The organism is Streptomyces sp. NBC_00461, from assembly GCF_036013935.1.
Lineage (GTDB): Bacteria > Actinomycetota > Actinomycetes > Streptomycetales > Streptomycetaceae > Streptomyces.
The window spans coordinates 4,600,169-4,617,854 of sequence record NZ_CP107902.1 but is presented as its reverse complement, the minus strand read 5'-3'; the positions used below and the strand labels follow the sequence as shown (position 1 = coordinate 4,617,854).

19 protein-coding genes and 2 pseudogenes are annotated in these 17,686 nt (G+C 68.7%); 16 read left to right on the top strand and 5 right to left on the bottom strand.

Going from position 1 to position 17,686, the window contains the following annotated elements:
* Positions 1-146 precede the first annotated feature (146 nt).
* From OG870_RS21570 to ygfZ, 3 genes are read left to right on the top strand one after another with little or no spacing between them, the layout of a single operon-like run.
* A complete protein-coding gene (locus OG870_RS21570; protein WP_266516931.1) occupies positions 147-746 on the top strand; it encodes an FABP family protein in 600 nt (199 codons plus the stop codon).
* Positions 747-762: 16 nt separating this feature from the next.
* Positions 763-1,224 (top strand): Fur family transcriptional regulator, encoded by a 462-nt coding sequence (locus OG870_RS21565; protein ID WP_266516928.1) that lies wholly within the window; start codon positions 763-765, stop codon positions 1,222-1,224.
* A gap of 10 nt (positions 1,225-1,234) precedes the next feature.
* Positions 1,235-2,200 (top strand): CAF17-like 4Fe-4S cluster assembly/insertion protein YgfZ, encoded by a 966-nt coding sequence (gene ygfZ / locus OG870_RS21560; RefSeq protein ID WP_266516926.1) that lies wholly within the window; start codon positions 1,235-1,237, stop codon positions 2,198-2,200.
* Between the two features lie 18 nt (positions 2,201-2,218).
* Here the strand turns inward: ygfZ and dtd are convergent, their stop codons facing one another.
* Positions 2,219-2,644: a D-aminoacyl-tRNA deacylase gene (gene dtd, locus OG870_RS21555; RefSeq protein ID WP_266516924.1), complete on the bottom strand. Its 426-nt coding sequence runs from the start codon at positions 2,642-2,644 to the stop codon at positions 2,219-2,221.
* 159 nt (positions 2,645-2,803) lie between these two features.
* Here dtd and OG870_RS21550 point away from each other — a divergent pair, with 159 nt between their 5' ends.
* From OG870_RS21550 to OG870_RS21540, 3 genes and pseudogenes are all read left to right on the top strand, one after another.
* Positions 2,804-3,412: an RsiG family protein gene (locus tag OG870_RS21550; RefSeq protein WP_266516921.1), complete on the top strand. Its 609-nt coding sequence runs from the start codon at positions 2,804-2,806 to the stop codon at positions 3,410-3,412.
* Positions 3,413-3,434: 22 nt separating this feature from the next.
* A pseudogene (locus OG870_RS21545) lies at positions 3,435-3,727 on the top strand (asparaginase); the annotation flags it as partial.
* 166 nt (positions 3,728-3,893) lie between these two features.
* A complete protein-coding gene (locus OG870_RS21540) occupies positions 3,894-5,147 on the top strand; it encodes a GNAT family N-acetyltransferase (RefSeq protein WP_327691290.1) in 1,254 nt (417 codons plus the stop codon).
* A gap of 259 nt (positions 5,148-5,406) precedes the next feature.
* On the opposite strand, the gene OG870_RS21535 is transcribed toward OG870_RS21540, so the two are convergent.
* On the bottom strand, positions 5,407-5,592 hold the full coding sequence (locus OG870_RS21535) for a hypothetical protein (protein WP_266516915.1): 186 nt from the start codon (positions 5,590-5,592) through the stop codon (positions 5,407-5,409).
* Between the two features lie 172 nt (positions 5,593-5,764).
* On the opposite strand from OG870_RS21535, the gene OG870_RS21530 reads away from it, so the two are divergent.
* Entirely contained in the window at positions 5,765-6,688 is a 924-nt protein-coding gene (locus OG870_RS21530) for a winged helix-turn-helix domain-containing protein (protein ID WP_266516913.1), read from the top strand.
* A gap of 45 nt (positions 6,689-6,733) precedes the next feature.
* Here OG870_RS21530 and OG870_RS21525 read toward each other — a convergent pair whose 3' ends face one another.
* Positions 6,734-6,922, bottom strand: coding sequence for a hypothetical protein (locus OG870_RS21525; RefSeq protein WP_266516911.1), 189 nt, complete (start codon positions 6,920-6,922; stop codon positions 6,734-6,736).
* 208 nt (positions 6,923-7,130) lie between these two features.
* Here OG870_RS21525 and OG870_RS21520 point away from each other — a divergent pair, with 208 nt between their 5' ends.
* The 7 genes from OG870_RS21520 to OG870_RS21490 all read left to right on the top strand — a co-directional run bounded on the left by OG870_RS21520 (position 7,131) and on the right by OG870_RS21490 (position 14,110).
* On the top strand, positions 7,131-8,012 hold the full coding sequence (locus OG870_RS21520) for a GntR family transcriptional regulator (protein WP_266516908.1): 882 nt from the start codon (positions 7,131-7,133) through the stop codon (positions 8,010-8,012).
* A 29-nt stretch (positions 8,013-8,041) separates the two neighbouring features.
* Positions 8,042-8,755, top strand: coding sequence for an HAD family hydrolase (locus OG870_RS21515; protein ID WP_266516905.1), 714 nt, complete (start codon positions 8,042-8,044; stop codon positions 8,753-8,755).
* A gap of 323 nt (positions 8,756-9,078) precedes the next feature.
* Positions 9,079-9,945 (top strand): GntR family transcriptional regulator, encoded by an 867-nt coding sequence (locus OG870_RS21510; RefSeq protein WP_266516903.1) that lies wholly within the window; start codon positions 9,079-9,081, stop codon positions 9,943-9,945.
* A 340-nt stretch (positions 9,946-10,285) separates the two neighbouring features.
* Positions 10,286-12,397: a phosphotransferase family protein gene (locus OG870_RS21505; protein WP_327691289.1), complete on the top strand. Its 2,112-nt coding sequence runs from the start codon at positions 10,286-10,288 to the stop codon at positions 12,395-12,397.
* 162 nt (positions 12,398-12,559) lie between these two features.
* The gene (locus tag OG870_RS21500) at positions 12,560-12,925 is read left to right on the top strand and encodes a hypothetical protein (RefSeq protein ID WP_327691288.1); all 366 of its coding nucleotides are present in this window, start codon (positions 12,560-12,562) and stop codon (positions 12,923-12,925) included.
* Complete coding sequence (locus tag OG870_RS21495) at positions 12,922-13,551, top strand: RraA family protein (protein WP_327691287.1); 630 nt, start codon at positions 12,922-12,924, stop codon at positions 13,549-13,551. Before OG870_RS21500 ends, OG870_RS21495 begins: the two co-directional genes overlap by 4 nt.
* 58 nt (positions 13,552-13,609) lie before the next feature.
* Positions 13,610-14,110, top strand: coding sequence for an HAD domain-containing protein (locus tag OG870_RS21490; RefSeq protein WP_266516892.1), 501 nt, complete (start codon positions 13,610-13,612; stop codon positions 14,108-14,110).
* Between the two features lie 344 nt (positions 14,111-14,454).
* Here the strand turns inward: OG870_RS21490 and OG870_RS21485 are convergent, their stop codons facing one another.
* Positions 14,455-15,165 carry an SDR family oxidoreductase gene (locus OG870_RS21485; RefSeq protein WP_266583490.1) on the bottom strand — a complete coding sequence of 237 codons (711 nt, stop codon included), beginning with the start codon at positions 15,163-15,165 and terminating at the stop codon, positions 14,455-14,457.
* Between the two features lie 47 nt (positions 15,166-15,212).
* Positions 15,213-16,028, bottom strand: coding sequence for an oxidoreductase (locus OG870_RS21480; RefSeq protein WP_266516886.1), 816 nt, complete (start codon positions 16,026-16,028; stop codon positions 15,213-15,215).
* A 105-nt stretch (positions 16,029-16,133) separates the two neighbouring features.
* Between OG870_RS21480 and OG870_RS21475 the strand changes: the two are divergent.
* Both OG870_RS21475 and OG870_RS21470 read left to right on the top strand, forming a co-directional pair.
* A pseudogene (locus OG870_RS21475) lies at positions 16,134-16,722 on the top strand (TetR/AcrR family transcriptional regulator).
* 253 nt (positions 16,723-16,975) lie between these two features.
* Positions 16,976-17,665: a helix-turn-helix domain-containing protein gene (locus tag OG870_RS21470; RefSeq protein ID WP_327691286.1), complete on the top strand. Its 690-nt coding sequence runs from the start codon at positions 16,976-16,978 to the stop codon at positions 17,663-17,665.
* Positions 17,666-17,686 lie beyond the last annotated feature (21 nt).

The window sequence follows — 17,686 nt, the reverse complement described above, 5'->3', positions numbered from 1 at the left end:
GCTCATCAAGGAGCACCCCGTGCTTGAGGCATTCTTCGAAGCCCTGCTGGTTCTGGTCTGCGTCGGCGTCCTCGCCTTCGCCGGGCTGACCGTGAAGAAGCTGTACCAAGGCCAGCGCTGACCCCCATCAAGGAACTGCCGACCCCATGATCGAGATCCCGTCCGACCTCCACAAGGACCTCGTCCCCCTCGCCTTCCTGCTCGGCACCTGGGCGGGCGCGGGCGTGCACGCCCCTGTCGAAGACAGTGATGAACACAGCCCCGGCGCCGAGAAGTGCAACTTCGGGCAGGAGGTCACCTTCACCCACGACGGCCGGGACTTCCTGGAGTACCACTCCCACACCTGGGTCCTGGACAACGACGGGAACAAGGTCCGGCCCCTGGAGACCGAGTCCGGCTTCTGGCGGATCGACGCGCAGCGCAAGGTCGAGGTGACGATGACCCGCGACGACGGCGTCATCGAGATCTGGTACGGCGAACTCGCCCACCAGAAGCCGCAGATCGACCTCGTCACGGACGCGGTGGCCCGCACGGCGGCCTCCCGGCCCTACAGCGCCGGCAAGCGCCTGTACGGCTACGTCAAGAGCGACCTCATGTGGGTCGGCGAGAAGCAGACCCCCGAGGTCGAGCTGCGCCCCTACATGTCGGCCCACCTGAAGAAGGTCGTCACCCCGGACGACGTCGAGCGCTGGGCCAAGGCCCTCCCCGACGACATGCCCGACGACGGCATCGCCTTCTTCAAGTAGTTCTAGACTCGGCGGTGTGGTGAGCACCGACTGGAAGAGCGACCTCAGGCAGCGCGGCTACCGGCTGACGCCGCAGCGTCAGCTTGTCCTCGAAGCCGTGGACACCCTTGAGCACGCGACCCCCGACGACATCCTCACGGAAGTGAAGAAGACGGCGTCGGGGGTCAACATCTCCACCGTGTACCGGACCCTGGAGCTCCTGGAGGAGCTCGGGCTGGTCAGCCACGCCCACCTCGGGCACGGCGCGCCGACGTACCACCTCGCGGACCGGCACCACCACATCCACCTGGTCTGCCGCGACTGCACGAACGTGATCGAGGCGGACATGTCGGTGGCCGCCGAGTTCACCGCCAAGCTCCGCCGCGAGTTCGGCTTCGACACGGACATGAAGCACTTCGCGATCTTCGGCCGCTGCAAGGACTGCGCGGCGAAGGCGGTTCCGCAGAGCTCTCTGAAGAGTTCAACTACCGAGTCGTAGGCTTGTGCCCATGAAGAGCCCTCTCCTGTCCCTGCCCGGCGCCGTCCCCGCCGAGGGCGTGGACGAAGGCGTCGCCGCCCACTACGGCGAACTGTTCCGGGAACAGCGCGCCCTCGCCGACGGCACCGGCTTCGTCGACCTCTCCCACCGGGGCGTCATCACCGTGACCGGCGACGACCGGCTGAGCTGGCTGCACCTGCTGCTCACCCAGCACGTCAGCGACCTCCCGGCCGGCCAGGCAACCGAGGCGCTGATCCTCTCCGCCCACGGCCACATCGAGCACGCGCTCTACCTGGTCGACGACGGCGAGACGGTGTGGGCCCACATCGAGCCCGGCACGCAGGACGCGCTCCTCGCCTACCTGGAGTCGATGAAGTTCTTCTCCAGGGTCGAAGTCGCCGACCGCACGGCCGAGTTCGCGGTGGTGCACCTGCCGGCCGGTTCGATCGCCGACGTGCCGGAGGGTGTCGCCGTACGCGAGACGCCGTACGGCCGCGATCTCTTCCTGCCGCGGGCGGACCTGGAGGCGTACGCGGAGAAGTCCGGCCCGCCGGCCGGGATCCTCGCGTACGAGGCGCTGCGCGTCGAACACCACCGCCCGCGCCTCGGCTTCGAGACCGACCACCGCACCATCCCGCACGAGCTGGGCTGGATCGGCAGCGCGGTGCACCTGCAGAAGGGCTGCTACCGGGGCCAGGAGACGGTGGCGCGGGTGCAGAACCTCGGCAAGCCGCCCCGCCGTCTGGTGTTCCTGCATCTGGACGGCAGCGAGGTGTACCTGCCCGTCCCCGGCACGGAGATCCGCCTCGCCGACGAGGATCCCGACGGCCGCAAGATCGGCTTCATCACGACGTCCGTACGCCATCACGAGCTGGGCCCGGTCGCCCTGGCCCTGGTGAAGCGGAACGTGCCGGTGGAGGCGCGGCTGATGGCGGGGGACACGGCTGCCGCGCAGGAAGCCGTCGTGGAACCCTAGATCAAGCCTGGATCGACCCTAGATCTCAAGGAAGACGGTGAACGGGCCGTCGTTCGTCAGCGACACCCGCATCTGTGCACCGAAACGGCCCGTCCGCACCGTCGCGCCGAGCGCCCGCAGCTGGGCGACGACCTCCTCGACGAGGGGCTCGGCGACATCACCCGGGGCGGCGGCGTTCCAGGTGGGCCGGCGGCCCTTGCGGGCGTCCCCGTAGAGCGTGAACTGGCTGATCACGAGCAGCGGGGCGTCGATGTCACTGCAGGACTTCTCGTCGTGCAGCATGCGGATCGACCAGAGTTTGCGGGCGAGCTGGGCCGCCTTCTCCTTGGTGTCCTCGTGTGTCACCCCGACGAGGACGCACAGCCCCTCGCCGATGATCTCCCCGACCGTCTCGCCGCCGACGACGACGCTCGCGCCGTCCACCCTCTGCACCACTGCTCGCATACGACCCATCATGCCGGGCGGCCCGGAGGGTACTGCACCAGCATTCTTTTTTATTCCTTAACCCCCCATCTGGGGCCGATCGGGGGCACTCGTTCACATAGCGACCACTTGGGGTGGCACGATGCTTTCACGCGCCGGTCGAGGGGACGGTAGAGGCACATGAGCACATCGAGTACCGGGCAGCCGCCTGGGGCTGTCTCGCTGATCCGAACAGGAGAGCGGATGGCCCTGCGGCCGCCCGTGCAGCGCACCGACAGCCCGAGCCCGCAGCGGCCCTGCGATCCACCCGCGCACGACCTGGCCGTGCTGAGCCTCGCCGAACTGCGCATCCTGCGCCGTGACGCGCAGCGCGACGAGGCCGATCTCAGCTACGTACGGCGGCTGCTGCAGGGGCGTATCGACATCCTGCGGGCGGAGTTGGCGCGGCGTTCACCGGCGGGCGCGGGTTCCGTGGTCGAGCGGCTGTCCGAGATCCTCACGGACGCCCCGGCCCGTCACCGCTCCTCCGCCCGCCACGTCACCCTGGGCACCCCGCACAACGAGGAGTACCGGCGGCTGGCCGCCGACATGCTCGCCGAGGTCGAACTCTCCGACCTCCAGGCGCGCACCGACCTGGAGCTGAACACGGCGATGGGCCGGCTCGTCCGCTACGAGCAGCAGGTGTCCCTGAGGCGGCAGCGGCTGCAGCGGACCGCGGACGACTGCAGCGGTGAGATGGCGCGCCGGTACCGTGAGGGGGAAGCGCAGGTCGACGACCTGCTGATGTGACGCCTCCGAAGGGTCACCGCCGATGTCCGAGCCCGTCGCACCGCCCGTCCTCTGCGAGGTCGTACGTTCGGGATTCGTCGAGGGCCGGCATCGGGGCAGCCTGGTGGTGCTGGGCGCGGACGGGTCGGTTCAGCTGGCCCTCGGGGACGTGACCTCCCCGGTCTTCCCGCGCTCTTCCAACAAGCCGATGCAGGCGGCGGGCGTCCTGCGGGCGGGCCTCGACCAGTCGGGCGAGCCCTCGCCCTCGCCGCCGCGAGCCACTCGGGGGAGTCCTTCCACCGGGACCTGGTCCTGAAGATGCTGGGGAGGTCCGGGCGGTGTTCTGGAGCGGCCGGTCGTGCGTCTCGCAGACCGACCGTCCGGCGTACGAGGACGAGCCCCTGGGTCCCCATTGGGCCTGACGGGGGTCCCCAGGTGAGCCCCTGGCGGGGGCGGGAGAAAACACCGCGACACCCCACCTCCGGACACCTACCGTGATCCCATGACCCGCGCGCACTCCGACATAGACGTCCGCCCGATCACCGAGGCAGAACTCCCCGAGTGGCTCCGCGCCGTGAACACCGGCTTCCTGCGTGAACCCACCGTCACCGAGACCGATCTCGAAGCCCGCCGCACCCAGTTCGAACAGGGCCGCTGGCTGGGCGCCTTCGACGGAGCCCGCTGCGTGGCGACGTTCCGCTCCTTCGCCCAGGAGGTCACCGCGGTCGGCGGCGCCCTCGTGGCCGCCGACGCTGTCTCGGGGGTCACGGTCACCGCCACCCACCGCCGCCGCGGCCTGCTCACCCGCATGATGGGCCAGGACCTCGCGAGCGCCAAGGAGCGCGGCGACGCCGTGGCCACCCTGATCGCCGCCGAGTACCCGATCTACGGACGCTACGGCTTCGGCCCCGCCACCACGGCCGCCGAGTGGACCGTCGACGTCCCGCGCACCGGTCTCGACCGCCGCTGGTCCGGCCCGGACGACGGCGGCCGTGTGGACCTCGTGGACGCCGAGGACGTACGCAAACTCGGTCCCGAACTGCACGACCGCGTCCGCCGCGCGACCCCCGGCGTCGTCAGCCGCGACGACTGGTGGTGGCAGCTCAACACGGGCGCCATACGGCTCGACCCGAAGTGGACCGAGCCGTTCTTCGCCGTGTACCGCACGGCGGACGGCGAGGTCGGGGGACTGGCCATGTACGAGGTCGAGGACACGTGGGGCGAGGGCAAGCCCCTGAACACGGCGACCGTACGGCACCTGACCGCGGCGACCCCGGCCGCGGAGCGCGCCCTGTGGACCTACCTCTGCTCCATCGACTGGGTCACCAAGGTCAAGAGTGGCCAGCGGGCCCCCGACGACCTGCTTCCCCTCTTCCTGCCGGACCCGAGGGCCGCCGCCATCACCGCGTCCGCGGACTGGCTGTGGGTACGGATCCTGGATGTCGTACGGGCGCTGGAGTCGCGGACGTACGAAGGGGCGGGCTCCCTGGTACTGGAGGTCGCAGACCGGGCCGGCCTGGCGGGCGGCCGCTTCCGCCTTGAGGCGTCGGCGCAGGGCGCGTCCTGCACACCGACCACTCGGAGCGCCGAACTCACCCTGGAAGTAGGGGAGTTGGCGAGGCTCTGGCTGGGCGACGAGTCGGTGGTGCGGCTCGCGGCGCTGGGCCGGGTGCGGGAAGAACGAGCGGGCGCCGCCCGAATGGCCGACGCCCTGCTGCGTACGTCCAGGCGACCGTGGTGCCCGGACATGTTCTGAGCCCCTTCCTTCCGACGACGACTGACGACTCATCCGTAGCTGTGCTCTTCAGTTGTGACTGACCGTTTCACTTGCCGTGCTGTTCAGTTGTGGCTGTGCGGTTCAGCTGCCGTGCTCTTCAGTTGTGGCTGTGCTGTCGGAGCTCTTCAGTTGTCGGTGTTCGGTTGTGGCTGTGCTGGTACAGACTGGTCGGGCTCCCGGCTCCCCTCCGGAAGGGAGCCCGGCCAGCCGGATCCTGGGACGACGAACCCGGTAGGGCTCAGCCGGACTGGGCGAGCAGCATCACGAGGATGACCGCGCCGATGCCGCTGATCGTGGTGTTCTTGGCCTTGATTCCGACGGACAGCGCCACGAAGGCGATGATGCCCATCGGCCCGTACTTCCACTGGATGAGCTGCTCGAATCCGATGGCGAGGGCGGCGACGGCGAGAGCGATGAGCGGCATGACGGTCCCTCCTTCGGGACGGGGAGGCGGACCCCTGGTTGCGGCCAACCCTCCTGAAGTTTGACCATGTTGCAGAAGTTGGTCACCAACTTCACTGTACTTATCTCCGTTTGGAAGCGGCTTATAACCACCTTTCCTGGAACTGCCCAAAGATGGCGGGAAGTTGTAGTGTTTGGTTGTGGACCCGAAACACGCCGCCGTCAATGGGCGGAAGAGGTCACGGCAGCCACAGACGTCCCAGACGTCCCATCGAGACGTGGCCGACGAGCTGCGCGCCCGCATCACGTCGGGTGAGCTGCGGCCGGGTCAGCGCATGCCCACGCAGGCCAGGTTGGCCGACGAGTTCGGCGTGGAGCGCGGCGCCGTACGCCAGGCGCTGCGGATCCTGCAGTCGGAGCACCTGCTGACCAACGTTTCCAAGGGAAGCCCGGCGACCGTCGCCTCCGACCTGGGCCTGGGCAAGGCCCTGACCGGCCCCGGAGCGCCACCGCTGCCGACCATGGTGTCCCTCGCCCCGCGCATATCGGACGCCTTCGCGGCCCCGCACGTCGAGATCGACGCCCTCTGCCTGACCTCGGTCTCCCTGACCCTCGCCATGGGCGAACCGCTGCGCCGGATCCACGCGGGACAGCTGAAACCAGCCAAGGTGGACGTCCGGGTCCTGTTGCCCAGCCGCGACATCGAACTGGCCTTTCCGACACCGGTGGACCCGTCCGCCGACGGCCGGCTGCAGCGCCGCTGGCTGGTCCATCGCAACGCCCAGGGCCAGGTCCTGCGGCACAACCTGCTGGCCCTGCGCACCACGCACGGCATCGACGTGAACGTCACCTTCCGCGCCCTGCCCTTCACCCCGCCCGTGAAGCTGTACCTGCTCAACGGCATGGAGGCGCTCTTCGCGTACTACACGCTCACGCGACGCGAGGAGGAGATCGACCACGAGCAACTGGAGATGTACGACGCCGAGGGCACGCAGTCGATGCTGTTCGCCTTCGCCCAGGGCGCCGGCCTGCGCGACACCACCTTCGTCGAGCAGTCCCACCTGTGGTTCAACGCACTGTGGGAGACGATCAGTTCGGAGCTGATGCTCACGAGCTGACGTCTCCCACAGTGCGACCGACCAGGCCGCGGCCTGCTACTTCGCTCATAGAGCGGGCCCCGCGACCAGCAGGGCGAGCACGACGGCCCCGATGGAGCTGACGGCCGGGTTCTTGGCCTTGATGCCGATGGTGAGCAGCAGCAGACCGATGATGCCGGTGGCGCCGTACTTCCAGCTGACGACCTGTTCGAAGCCGACGACGAATATGGCGGAGAGGAGGGCGAGAGCAGGCACGGTGGTTCCCCCTTCAGGCTTCGCGGGCGGGACGGTGCGGTGGGGGGTGTTGCGTGGGAACTCGAATCGAGGCGGGTGGAGAGAGGAAGCAAAACTTCCGCCAACTCGATCGAGTTGGCAACCAACTTCACTTAAGTTGTCCCCACTTGGTACCTACTCATAAACAAGTTTCAAACAACTCCCCGTAGATGGATCCGAGTTGTAGCGTTTGGTCGTGACCCAGGAGAACGTGGCAGTGAACGGCAGCAGAAGGCTCACGCCGCAGGAGATCGCCGACATCCTGCGGGAACGGATCAACAGCGGTGACCTCAAGGCCGGAGACCGCCTGCCCACCCAGGCCGAGCTGGCAGACGAGTTCGGGGTGGAGCGCGGCACCGTCCGCCAGGCCCTGCGCGCCCTCCAGGAAGACGGGTTGCTCAGCAACGTCAGCAAGGGGAGCCCGCCACGGATCGCCGAGCCGCCGGCGCCCGCCCTGGGGGAGCCTCAGCCGACCATGGTGGGGCTGGCGCCACGGCTGACGGAGGCGTTCTCCGCCCCGCACGTGCGCGTGGACGTCGTATGCCACACGGCGGAGACCCTGATGCTGGCCCTCGGGGAACCGGTGCGTCAGATCCATGAGGGCAACCTCCGCCCCGAGTCGATCGACGTCCGCATCCTGGTGCCGTCCAGGGAGATCAACCTCGCCTTTCCGGTCCTCGTCGAGGGCCGAGGCGACGACGACCCGGTGCACCAGCGGTGGCTGGCGATGCGCAACGCGCAGCTCCACGTCCTGCGGCACAACCTCCTCGCCCTGCGCTCCACACACGGCCTGGACGTCCACGTCACCTTCCGCGCCCTGCCCCTCACCCCGCCGATCAAGCTGTACGTGCTCAACCGGGTGGAAGTCCTGCTCGGGTACTACGTCCTCACCGAGCGCGAGGAGGAGTACGAGAGCCAGACCCTGGAGATGTACGACGCCCTCGGCTCCGCCTCCGTCCTCTTCTCCTTCGCCAAGCAGGCCGGCCAGCGCGACGCCGCGTTCGTGGAGGAATCCCAGAAGTGGTTCGACGCCCTCTGGGAAACCATTACGACGGACCTGACACTCTCCTAGTGACTAGTGATACGACGCAGACTGAACCGGTGGCAGAAGACACGGAGCACGACACCGAGAAGATCCGGGAACTGATCACGCGCACCCACGTGGTGCTGTGGGACTTCGACGGCCCGATCTGCCGCCTGTTCGCCGGGCACTCGGCGGAGCGCGTGGCGACCGAACTGGTGGAGTGGCTCGAAGGCAGAGGCCTGCACGGCCTGCTGACGGAGCCGGAACGACAGTCCCTGGACCCTCACGTGGTCCTGCGCGCCGTCGATCGCCGTCACCCGGGCAGTGACCTGGTCGCGGAACTGGAGGAACGTCTCACCCAGGAGGAACTGCGGGCGGCGTCCTCGGCCATGCCCACCGCATACGCCGACCCGCTGATACGGACCTGGACGGCGATCGGCTCCCGGCTGGCCATCGCGACCAACAACTCCCCGCGCGTGGTACGCAAATACCTGATGAGCCGGGACCTGGTCTCCTGCTTCACGCCCCACATCTACGGCCGCACCCAGGACCTCCACCACCTCAAGCCGCACCCGCACTGCCTCAACCGCGCCCTGAGCGCGATGGGCGCCGCCCCTTCGGCCTCCTTGATGATCGGCGACGCCCCCTCCGACCTCGAGGCCGCACTCCAGGCCGGCGTTCCTTTCCTCGGCTACGCGCGTAACGGACAGAAAGCCAAGCTTTTGATGGAAGCCGGAGCGGACGCGGTCGTCGGTTCTCTGGAGCCGCTGCTGAAGATGGTTCGGGGCTAGAGCGGGCCCCGCGCCCCTCGACCCCCCTCGCCTCGGAGCGGGCCCGCCACATGGCCGCCACCGAGGTCAGCAACCCCAGTACGCCGCCCACCAGTTGAACCAGATTGTCGACCTGCACAGTGCCTCCCACAGCCTGGAGGAGGACCACGGCTGCCACCCCCTGTCGCATTCGGCGAACCAGGCAACTGGACTATGCCCTTGACTGGTTGTCGGCTGTTATCAGGCATGCCCGCCCAACTTGATCCGTTAACCGGCAAGTTGGCTGGACTGCTTGCCTGACTGAAACCGGTTTGCCGCCTGGCCGACGGCGGTAGGTAGGCGGTGTGACGGCCAAGCGGAGTGGTGACGGCAAGGCGTTCCGGCAGGTGTCCGACGAGTTGCGGATCCGGATGACGGACGGGACGTATCCGCTCGGCACGCTGCTGCCCTCGCAGCGAGAGCTAGCGAGGGAGTTCGGGGTCTCCCGGGACACCGTCCAGCGCGTGGTGCAGGAACTGGGCAACGAAGGCTGGATCGAGAACCGGCAGGGAACGAACGCGCGCGTCATCAAGAGTCAGCGCATCCAGTCCACCAAGGCCAGGGCCACCCGTTCGCGCCAGCCCATGACACTGGGACCGCTGATCAGCGAGGCCTTCGAACGGCCCGAAGTCACCCTGGACGTCTACACGTTGACTTCGGAGTCCCTCGACGCGCACATCCGGCTGCAGGCGGAACGGATCCGGGCCAGAGCCATCGCGCCCCAGCGGATCGCCCTGCGGATGCTCCTGCCTTCGGAGTCGCTGAACCTGCCGTATCCGCGGATCAAGGACGACAAGGACGATCCGCGGTTGCGGGACCGCCTCCACCGCATCACACAGCGGCACGTGGATTCGTTGCGGGACGTGCTGCGCGATCTGCAGGCGGAAAAGCTGGTGTCCTCGGTCGACCTGGACATCCGGCACACACCACTGACCCCGACGTTCAAGCTCTACGTGTTCAACGGCGCCGAGGTCCTGCATGGTCTCTACGAGGTCATCGAGCGCCCGGTGGTCCTGGACAGCGGGGACGAGGTCACGGCGCTCGACGTGCTGGGGCTCGGTGCCACCCTGACCCACCATGCGAAGGACGCGGACCCGAGCTCCCAGGGCTCGGTCTTCGTGGACAGCATGCGGGACTGGTTCGAGTCGGTCTGGGAGCGGCTCTCCGAGTAGGCCGTGCAGGCGGGGTGAACGATGCCAGTGATGCCCGATTGAAGCCCAGTGGGGTGCTGTAGCATGCCCGCACCGACTGAGCAATCGCTCGCTTTCGTCCGTATGACCATGTCGAACAGATAAATCTCGGACGACCTCATGCAGACTCTGGGCAAAAGGGTGGAACACCACCCGTTGTGGTCACGCGCACCCCATTCTGGTGTGCGCAGGATCCAGCGCGAGCTTACGGTTTGCCCTACCTTCACCCATTTCGCACCCGGAGCGGCCAGTGGGCGCACCTCCTCTTCCCCGCCCCTTTCGCGGGGAACGCGCCACACTCGATGACGCCTATCAGGCGTTCATGAGTCACGCTGCGACGCTGGGGCAGGCGACCAGCGGGCACCACAACAAGAACTACATGCTGCCGCTCACCGAACCGATGGCGCGCCTCTTGCGGCGTGAGGTGGGTACGCCCGTGACGGTGCGGGTCCGGCGCAAGGACGCCCTGCCGGTGGTCATCAGGACCTGGGACAACGAGGCGGAGATTCTCCAGGCGATCAAGGGGATCCTCCCCCATGTCCCGGAGTGCCTGGTCAAGCGGGAGCACTTTGCGATCCACAGCTACGTCGAGGGCGTGCCTCTCTCCAGTATCTGCGGGAACGACAAGCCGGTGGACGCTCTCCTGGTCAAGGCACTGGCCGGTCTTTTCGCGCAGATGACCCAGGTGCGCAGGGAGGCGCTGCCGGCGCTGCCGATGGCCTGGCCCCAGAACAAGGACAGCCAGGGCTTCCTGCACGCTCTCGCGCACCAGGCGGACCAGCAGATCCGACGGCCCAATTGGCGGGCCTTCGGCGGCCTGTTCGCGGCTCTGGGCATTTCCGAGGACGCCCTGACCCGGTTCGCGGAGCGGGTGCCCGCCATGAAACGGCGGCCGTACAGCCTGCTCCACGCGGATCTCCACCGCGACAACCTCATCGTGTCGTACGGCGGAGATCCGCCCCTCATCTGCGTCGACTGGGAGCTGGCGACCTACGGGGACCCCCTGCACGAACTCGCGACGCACCTGGTGCGCATGCACTATCCGGATCACCAGTGGGACGAGGTGGTCGGGGCGTGGGCCAACGCCATGGAGACGACCCGCCCGGCGGCCGTCAGCGGCCTGGACAAGGACCTGCACCACTACGTCGAATTCGAGCGGGCGCAGTCCGTCTACCCGGACGTGATGCGGGCGGCGAGGTCGCTGGAGGGCTCGATCGACCAGAAGAGTCTGGACGACGCGACCGCCGCGGTGCGCCGTGCCCTGGAGGCCGCGGCCAAGCCGCTCAGGCTGCGGGCCGTGCCCAACCTGGAAGAGATCGAGCGGATCCTGTTCCGCTGGCGGGCCTCACGGGACGACAGGATTCGTGGCCGGAGACAGGACCCGTACGGCGTCCACTGGAGATCGGACAGGCGCCTTCCGGAGCACAGCGACTTCCCGCGCGAAGCGGTCGACCGGGCTCTGATCGCGGAGGGTGCCGCACCTGCCAACCGGGTGTTCAAGGGGACGGCCCACCTCAACACGGTCGTCTGGGTGACGGACATCGACTTCCCGGTCGTGGTGCGGCGCAAGGTGGCGCAGCTGTGCCGACGTGAGCGCAGTTTTCTCAGCGAGCACGCCGTGCTGCGGGCCATCGAGCAGTCGTGTGTCGAGGTGGCCGCCCCGCGCGTTCTCGCCCTGGGCAAGAGCTATCGCAAGGAACCCTTCGCGATCCACACGTATGTCGGAAACCGCGACATCGACGAGCCGCCGAGCCATCCGGTGTACGGCCTGCTCCCGCACGAGGCAGACCGGCTGGTCGACCAGCTCTGCGCCATGACACGGGTCGACTACAAACAGGTGGACCCGGCGGCCGGCGAGGGTGGGTTCTTCAGTTGGCTTCGGGAGCAACTGGTTTCTTTGGTAAGGGAGTTGCCGAAGGAGTCACAGCAACTGGCCAGGCTCCTCGGGCTGCCCGACGCGGACCGGCTGGGGGAGATTCTGTCCCGTCACGAGGTGAGTCACCGGGCGCCCGCACTCCTGCACGGCGATCTGAACCCGTGGAACCTCGTACGCCGCGACGACGACCTGGCGCTGACCATCATCGACTGGGAGATGGCGATCGTCGGCGATCCCCTCTATGACCTGGTCCGGCACATGCATCTCACGCCCACCCGTCCGGAGATCCGGGACCGGATGTTCCGCCGCTGGGAGGTGGGGCTGCCGGACAAGTACACCGTCGACTGGCGCAAGGACTGGCGCGCCTACCGCTGGATCGAGATCGTGCGCTCCGCGTACATCGACCTCGACCGTCTGATGACCGGCGACGCCCTGGACGCTCCCAACGTCCGCCGGGCCGTGGACTCGTACGCCATGACCCTGGCGGCGGCCACCGCCTCACTCGGCCTGCCCACGCGCATCACAGCGAACCCCTATCTTGCCCGCGCCCTGGCCTAGGGGGAACATGATTCCACCGAAAGCCGGTGCGACCACGGGAATATGACGTTCCGTCGGTTGTCGGGGGGCCAAGGGGGCGGCATGCCGGGGCGGACGGGTGGATCGACCGATGACGGAGTAGGACAACGGCTGAGGCGCTTCCAGGAACGTCTCGAACCCATCGTGACCCGGGTCCTGCTGGCGGGGATCTTCATCACGGGGCTGGCCGCCCAGTTCATCAAACCGGTCGGCGACGCCCTGGAAGGCAAGGCGTTCCTCGGTGGCGCTCTGCTCAGTCTGGTCGGCTACGTGCTGTACGACACGGTGCGGGAGCTCTCCTCGTCGGTGCGGGTGCCGTCGCGCGCCCTCGTCAACTCAAGTCAGCTGGGCAGCTTCGTCAGTGGATCAAGCACTTCGACGATCTGTGGGAGCTTGCCGCCGAGCCGCCCTGGCGGCAGGGAGCGGTCCACTGAGCAGAACGGTCCACTGAGCAGGCGTCGGCATACCCCGGTCCGGGCAGGAGCGACAGCGATAACGTCCGACGTATGACTGACGCCACTGCCACCGACTTCAGCGCCGTCCCCACGACCACACTCGCCGACCTTCTCGGCCACGGGCAGGTCATGGACATCGGAATCCGCCCACTGTGGGGGCCGGCCGGGCGGGTGGCCGGGCCCGCCTTCACCGTCAGCTGTGCGCCCGGCGACAACCTCATGCTGCACGCGGCCATCCATCGCGCCGAGCCCGGATCGGTCCTCGTCGTCGAGTCCGGAGACCTGGACTGGGCGCTCGCGGGCGGCAACGTCTGCGCCGTCGCCCAGCGACAGGGCATCGCGGGCTTCGTCCTCGACGGGCTGATCCGCGACCTCGCCGAGGTACGGGCGATGGAGTTCCCGGTGTTCGCCCGGGGTGTCATCCCGATCCCGGGCGCCAAGTCGGTCGTACGGCCGCTCGGCGCGCCGGTGACGTGCGGTGGCGTACGGGTCGAGGCCGGGGACGTCGTCGTGGCCGACGAGGAGGGCGTCGTCGCCGTACCCGCCGCCCGGCGGGACGAGGTGCTCACGGCAGCCCGGGGCAGGCTCGCCAAGGAGGCCGGTGAGTCCCTGGACGCGTGGGAGGCGGCGCACCGGGCGCGTATCGACAAGATCCTGGCGGAGCAGGGATTCGAGGGCTGACGAGGGCTGATCCGCTTTCGTCTTTCCCTCGGAACGCCGATCGCCGATCCTCTTCCTGATGCTTCTCTTCCTTGACATCGACGGAACACTGATCCCGTTCGGATCGGCGCGCCCGTACCCGTCGTACCGGGCGCGCTTCGCCGTGCCGCGCGAGGCCCTCGACCATCCGCTGCTCAGCCGTATCGATCCCGCGCTCGGCGCACGGCTCACGGCCCTGGACTGCGAGCTGGTGTGGGCCACGACCTGGATGGAGGACGCGAACGTGTGCCTCGCGGCCTGGCTGGGCCTGCCCCCGCTGCCGCTGGTCGACTGGCCCGACGAGGACGCGCTGCCCGCGCCACTGCACTGGAAGACCCGGCCCCTGGTCGCCTGGGCGGACGGCCGCCCCTTCGTCTGGCTCGACGACGAGATCACCGCCGCCGACCGCGACTGGGTCGCCACCCATCACCCGGCACCCGCCCTGCTGCACCGAGTCGACCCTCGGTACGCACTCACCGACGCGGATTTCGCGGTACTGGAGGAGTGGCTGCGGGGGAGTCGTCCGGGTGGGGCGAGGTGAGCCCGACGGCGGGCGGCGCACTGTGACTGAGCGAGATAGTTGTCATCAAGCGCCTCCGGTGGCCTGCACTTCATCGCCCCGTTGGGCGCGATGGTTGTCACCATCTGGGTGCTGAAGTTGTCACCTGCTCGGGTCAGGACCGCCATCCGAGCTCACGCCAGACAGCGCGAGCGCGGATGGCGGTGCTGGCCACCGTGGGGGTTCGGATACCGGAGCGGCCCGCCTGAAATGGGTGAGAAGAGTCGCCTGCGGCACGACGGGTTCGCCGTTCGTTTCCCGGCGACCGTCGCGCTTCCTCCGGTGCGGCGGAGTCTTTGACACGTGGTCACCATGTTGAGTGCTGCCTAGCGGGCGGTCCCGGCCAGCTGCGGGTAGAGGGCTGCGACGCCTCCGGCCAGCCCGGACTGCACCTGGCGGCTGAGGTCGTCCGCGACGATCTCGTGGGCGTCGGCGGCGATGCCGTCGACCGCGATCCGGGCGATGTCGGCCGGGTCGGACTTGGGCTCGGTGATCCCCCGGGTCATGTCGGTGTCCATGAAGCCGACATGCAGTCCGGCCACCCGGATGCCCTGCTGGGCGAGTTCCACGCGCAGGGCGTTGGTCAACGACCACTGCGCGGCCTTGGCGGCGCTGTATGCGCCGGCCTGCGGAAAGCTGAGCCAGGACAGGACGGAGAGGATGTTCAGGATCGCGCCGCCGCCGTTGGCCGCGATTTGGGGGGCGAAGCCGCGGACCACCGAGAGGGTGCCGAAGTAGTGGGTGTCCATCTCCAGGCGGATGGCGTCCTGGTCGCTTGCGAGCAGGTTGGCGCCGGTGGAGACGCCGGCGTTGTTGATCAGGACGGTGACGTCGCCGGTGGCCTGGACAGCGGCGGCGACGGAGGCGGGGTCGGTGATGTCGAGCGCGATCGGCTTGGCGCCGGGCAGGTCGACCTGGTCGGGGTTGCGGGCTGCGGCGTAGACGGTGGCGCCGCGGTCGAGCAGTTCGGTGGCGAGGGCGCGGCCAAGGCCCCGGTTGGCTCCGGTGACGAGGGCGGTGCTGGTGGACAGGTCCACGGAAGGCTCCTGGTGCAGGTTGTGGCGTCGGGGGATGGGGGTGTCGGTCAGGCGGGCAGCTGGTTGAGCTTGCGGATCTGCCGGTCGAAGGCGCGGGAGGGGACGAGGCGGCGCAGGGTGCTGACGCGTCCGGCGGTCGGCCCGGCGGGGTAGCGCAGCTTCGGCTTCGGGTCGGTCGCCGCGGCGACGATCGCCTTGGCGACGGTGGCGGGATCGTCGCCGTCCTTCATCGCCGCGCCCATCACGCGCTCGAAGACCTGCCGCTGGTGCTCGTAGACCGGCAGAGGCGTGGCGGGCTTCGGGGAGTTGGCCTCGAACGCGGTCCTGGTCTGGGCGGGCTCGACGAGCAGTACGCGGACGCCGTGCTGGCGGACCTCGTGGTCCACGGACTCGGAGTAGCCCTCGACCGCGTGCTTGGACGCGGCGTAGGCGGCCATGTACGGCGCGGGGACGAACCCGAGCACGGACGAGATGTTGATGATCCGGCCGCGGCCCTGGGCGCGCATGTGCGGCAGGACGGCCTTGGTCATGCGGATCAGGCCGAAGACGTTGATGTCGAACAGTTGCTGGTCCTGGGCGAGGGAGCGTTCCTCGCCGGCGCCGGCGGAGCCGATGCCGGCGTTGTTGACCAGGACGTCGATCCGCCCGAACTTTTCGATGACGCGGTCGACCGCGCTGGCGACCGAGGTGTCGCTGGCCACGTCGAGGTCGAGGAACGTCACGCCGTCGCGGCGGGCGTCCCCGGAGGCTTGGCGGCTCGTTCCGACGACCTCGAATCCCGCGTCGACGAGCGCGAGCGCGGCCGCCTTGCCGATGCCTGACGATGCTCCGGTCACGAGTGCTACTGGCTGGTTTGTGGTCATGGTGGGCCTCCTCAGTAATTGGATTACGATCGTAATCCAATTACTCTAGGACAGGAGCGGGCGAGCGGCAAGCGGCCTCTCGGCCGGAGCGAGGAGGAGGATCGCGTGGCGCGCTACGCGAAAGACCAGAAGCAGGCGACGCGGCAGCGGATCATCGAGGCGGCCGGCCGCCGGTTCAAGAAGGACGGCATCGATGGCTCCGGGGTCTCAATGCTCATGGCGGACGCGGGGCTGACCAACGGGGCCTTCTATGCCCACTTCGCCTCCAAGGAGGACCTCGTTGCGAACGCCGTCGCCGACCAGCTGGGCGCGCAGAACGCGAACCTTGGGGCGCTGGCGCCCGGCCGCGCCGGGCTCGAACAGTTCGTCCGCGCGTACCTGTCTGCCGAGCACCGCGACGATCCCGAGAACGGCTGCCCGACCGCCGCCCTGCTCGACGAGATCGGACGATGCGCGGACGCGACCAAGCAGGCGTTCACCGAGGGCCTACTGGCCGTCATCGACGACATCGCCGCCCGCTTGGCACCCGACAACCCGCCCTCGGCCCGCCCCGCAGGCGCTCAGCGTGTTCGCCATGATGCTCGGGACGCTCCAACTCTCCCGCGCCCTGGCCGACCCCAGGCTGGCTGACGACGTCCTCGACCAAGGCGTTCACAACGCCCTCGCGCTGCTGAAAGTCGGACCTGTGCGGTAGCCCTGCTCTTCGCCGCATGTGACGGACCTGGCTGCCCCATCGAAGGCGGCGCACAGGCGCTGCTGCCCGCCAGAACCCACCACGGCATGACGCGAAGCACCCCGCGCGCGACCTGGCTGCCGGTCACTGGTGACAGGTACCGCGCCCAGGTGACACCTATCCCGCCCAGTCACACGCACCCGTCCGAGTGGCGTGGCGCACTTTTGCAAGCAGGTGCTTGCAATAGTTAGCGAGGGTGGTGCAAGGTGGGGGCATGGCATCGCTCAACGTCGGCAATCTTGGCGAGTATCTGCGCGAGCAGCGGCGCACCGCGCAGCTGTCGCTCAGGCAGCTCGCTGATGCCGCCGGGGTGTCGAATCCGTATCTGAGCCAGATCGAGCGCGGGCTGCGCAAGCCCAGCGCGGAGGTGCTGCAGCAGGTCGCCAAGGCGCTGCGGATCTCCGCCGAGACGCTGTACGTGCGCGCCGGCATCCTCGACGCCGAGCGGGACCGGGACGAGGTGGAGACGCGCGCCGTCATCCTCGCCGATCCCACGCTGAACGAGCGGCAGAAGCAGGTGCTGCTCCAGATCTACGAGTCCTTCCGCAAGGAGAACGGGTTCGGGATCGGCACGGCGGACGAGGCGACGGACCTGGCCCCGGAGGCCGGCGAGGTGGTCCTGACCACCGAGCCCAGCCCGGGTACGACTCGGACGGCTGCGACTCGGGCCGCCACGACCGAGGCCCAGGACGTCGATGGCGTCAATGACCCCGATGACGTCGACGGCGACGACACCGCCATACGCCGCGCCCCCACGGGTGCCGGTGAGCAGACCGGCGAGCGCCGAACCCGCAAGACCCGCACGGCCGGTGGACGCAAGTCCGCCGCGCGCCGCACCCGCACGTCCGACGGCAGCGATGCCGCACCGCACGACCCGAACGACCCGCAGCAGACGGCCGGCTGACCAGGAGCAGTACGTGCACTC

Bases quoted from the DNA above. Each gene is read 5' to 3' on its own strand.
- OG870_RS21570 (WP_266516931.1), top strand. From the start codon at position 147: ATGATCGAGATCCCGTCCGACCTCCACAAGGACCTCGTCCCCCTCGCC.
- ygfZ (WP_266516926.1), top strand. From the start codon at position 1,235: ATGAAGAGCCCTCTCCTGTCCCTGCCCGGCGCCGTCCCCGCCGAGGGC.
- dtd (WP_266516924.1), bottom strand. From the start codon at position 2,644: ATGCGAGCAGTGGTGCAGAGGGTGGACGGCGCGAGCGTCGTCGTCGGC.
- OG870_RS21550 (WP_266516921.1), top strand. From the start codon at position 2,804: ATGAGCACATCGAGTACCGGGCAGCCGCCTGGGGCTGTCTCGCTGATC.
- OG870_RS21540 (WP_327691290.1), top strand. From the start codon at position 3,894: ATGACCCGCGCGCACTCCGACATAGACGTCCGCCCGATCACCGAGGCA.
- OG870_RS21535 (WP_266516915.1), bottom strand. From the start codon at position 5,592: ATGCCGCTCATCGCTCTCGCCGTCGCCGCCCTCGCCATCGGATTCGAG.
- OG870_RS21505 (WP_327691289.1), top strand. From the start codon at position 10,286: ATGAGTCACGCTGCGACGCTGGGGCAGGCGACCAGCGGGCACCACAAC.
- OG870_RS21495 (WP_327691287.1), top strand. From the start codon at position 12,922: ATGACTGACGCCACTGCCACCGACTTCAGCGCCGTCCCCACGACCACA.
- OG870_RS21490 (WP_266516892.1), top strand. From the start codon at position 13,610: ATGCTTCTCTTCCTTGACATCGACGGAACACTGATCCCGTTCGGATCG.
- OG870_RS21480 (WP_266516886.1), bottom strand. From the start codon at position 16,028: ATGACCACAAACCAGCCAGTAGCACTCGTGACCGGAGCATCGTCAGGC.
- OG870_RS21470 (WP_327691286.1), top strand. From the start codon at position 16,976: ATGGCATCGCTCAACGTCGGCAATCTTGGCGAGTATCTGCGCGAGCAG.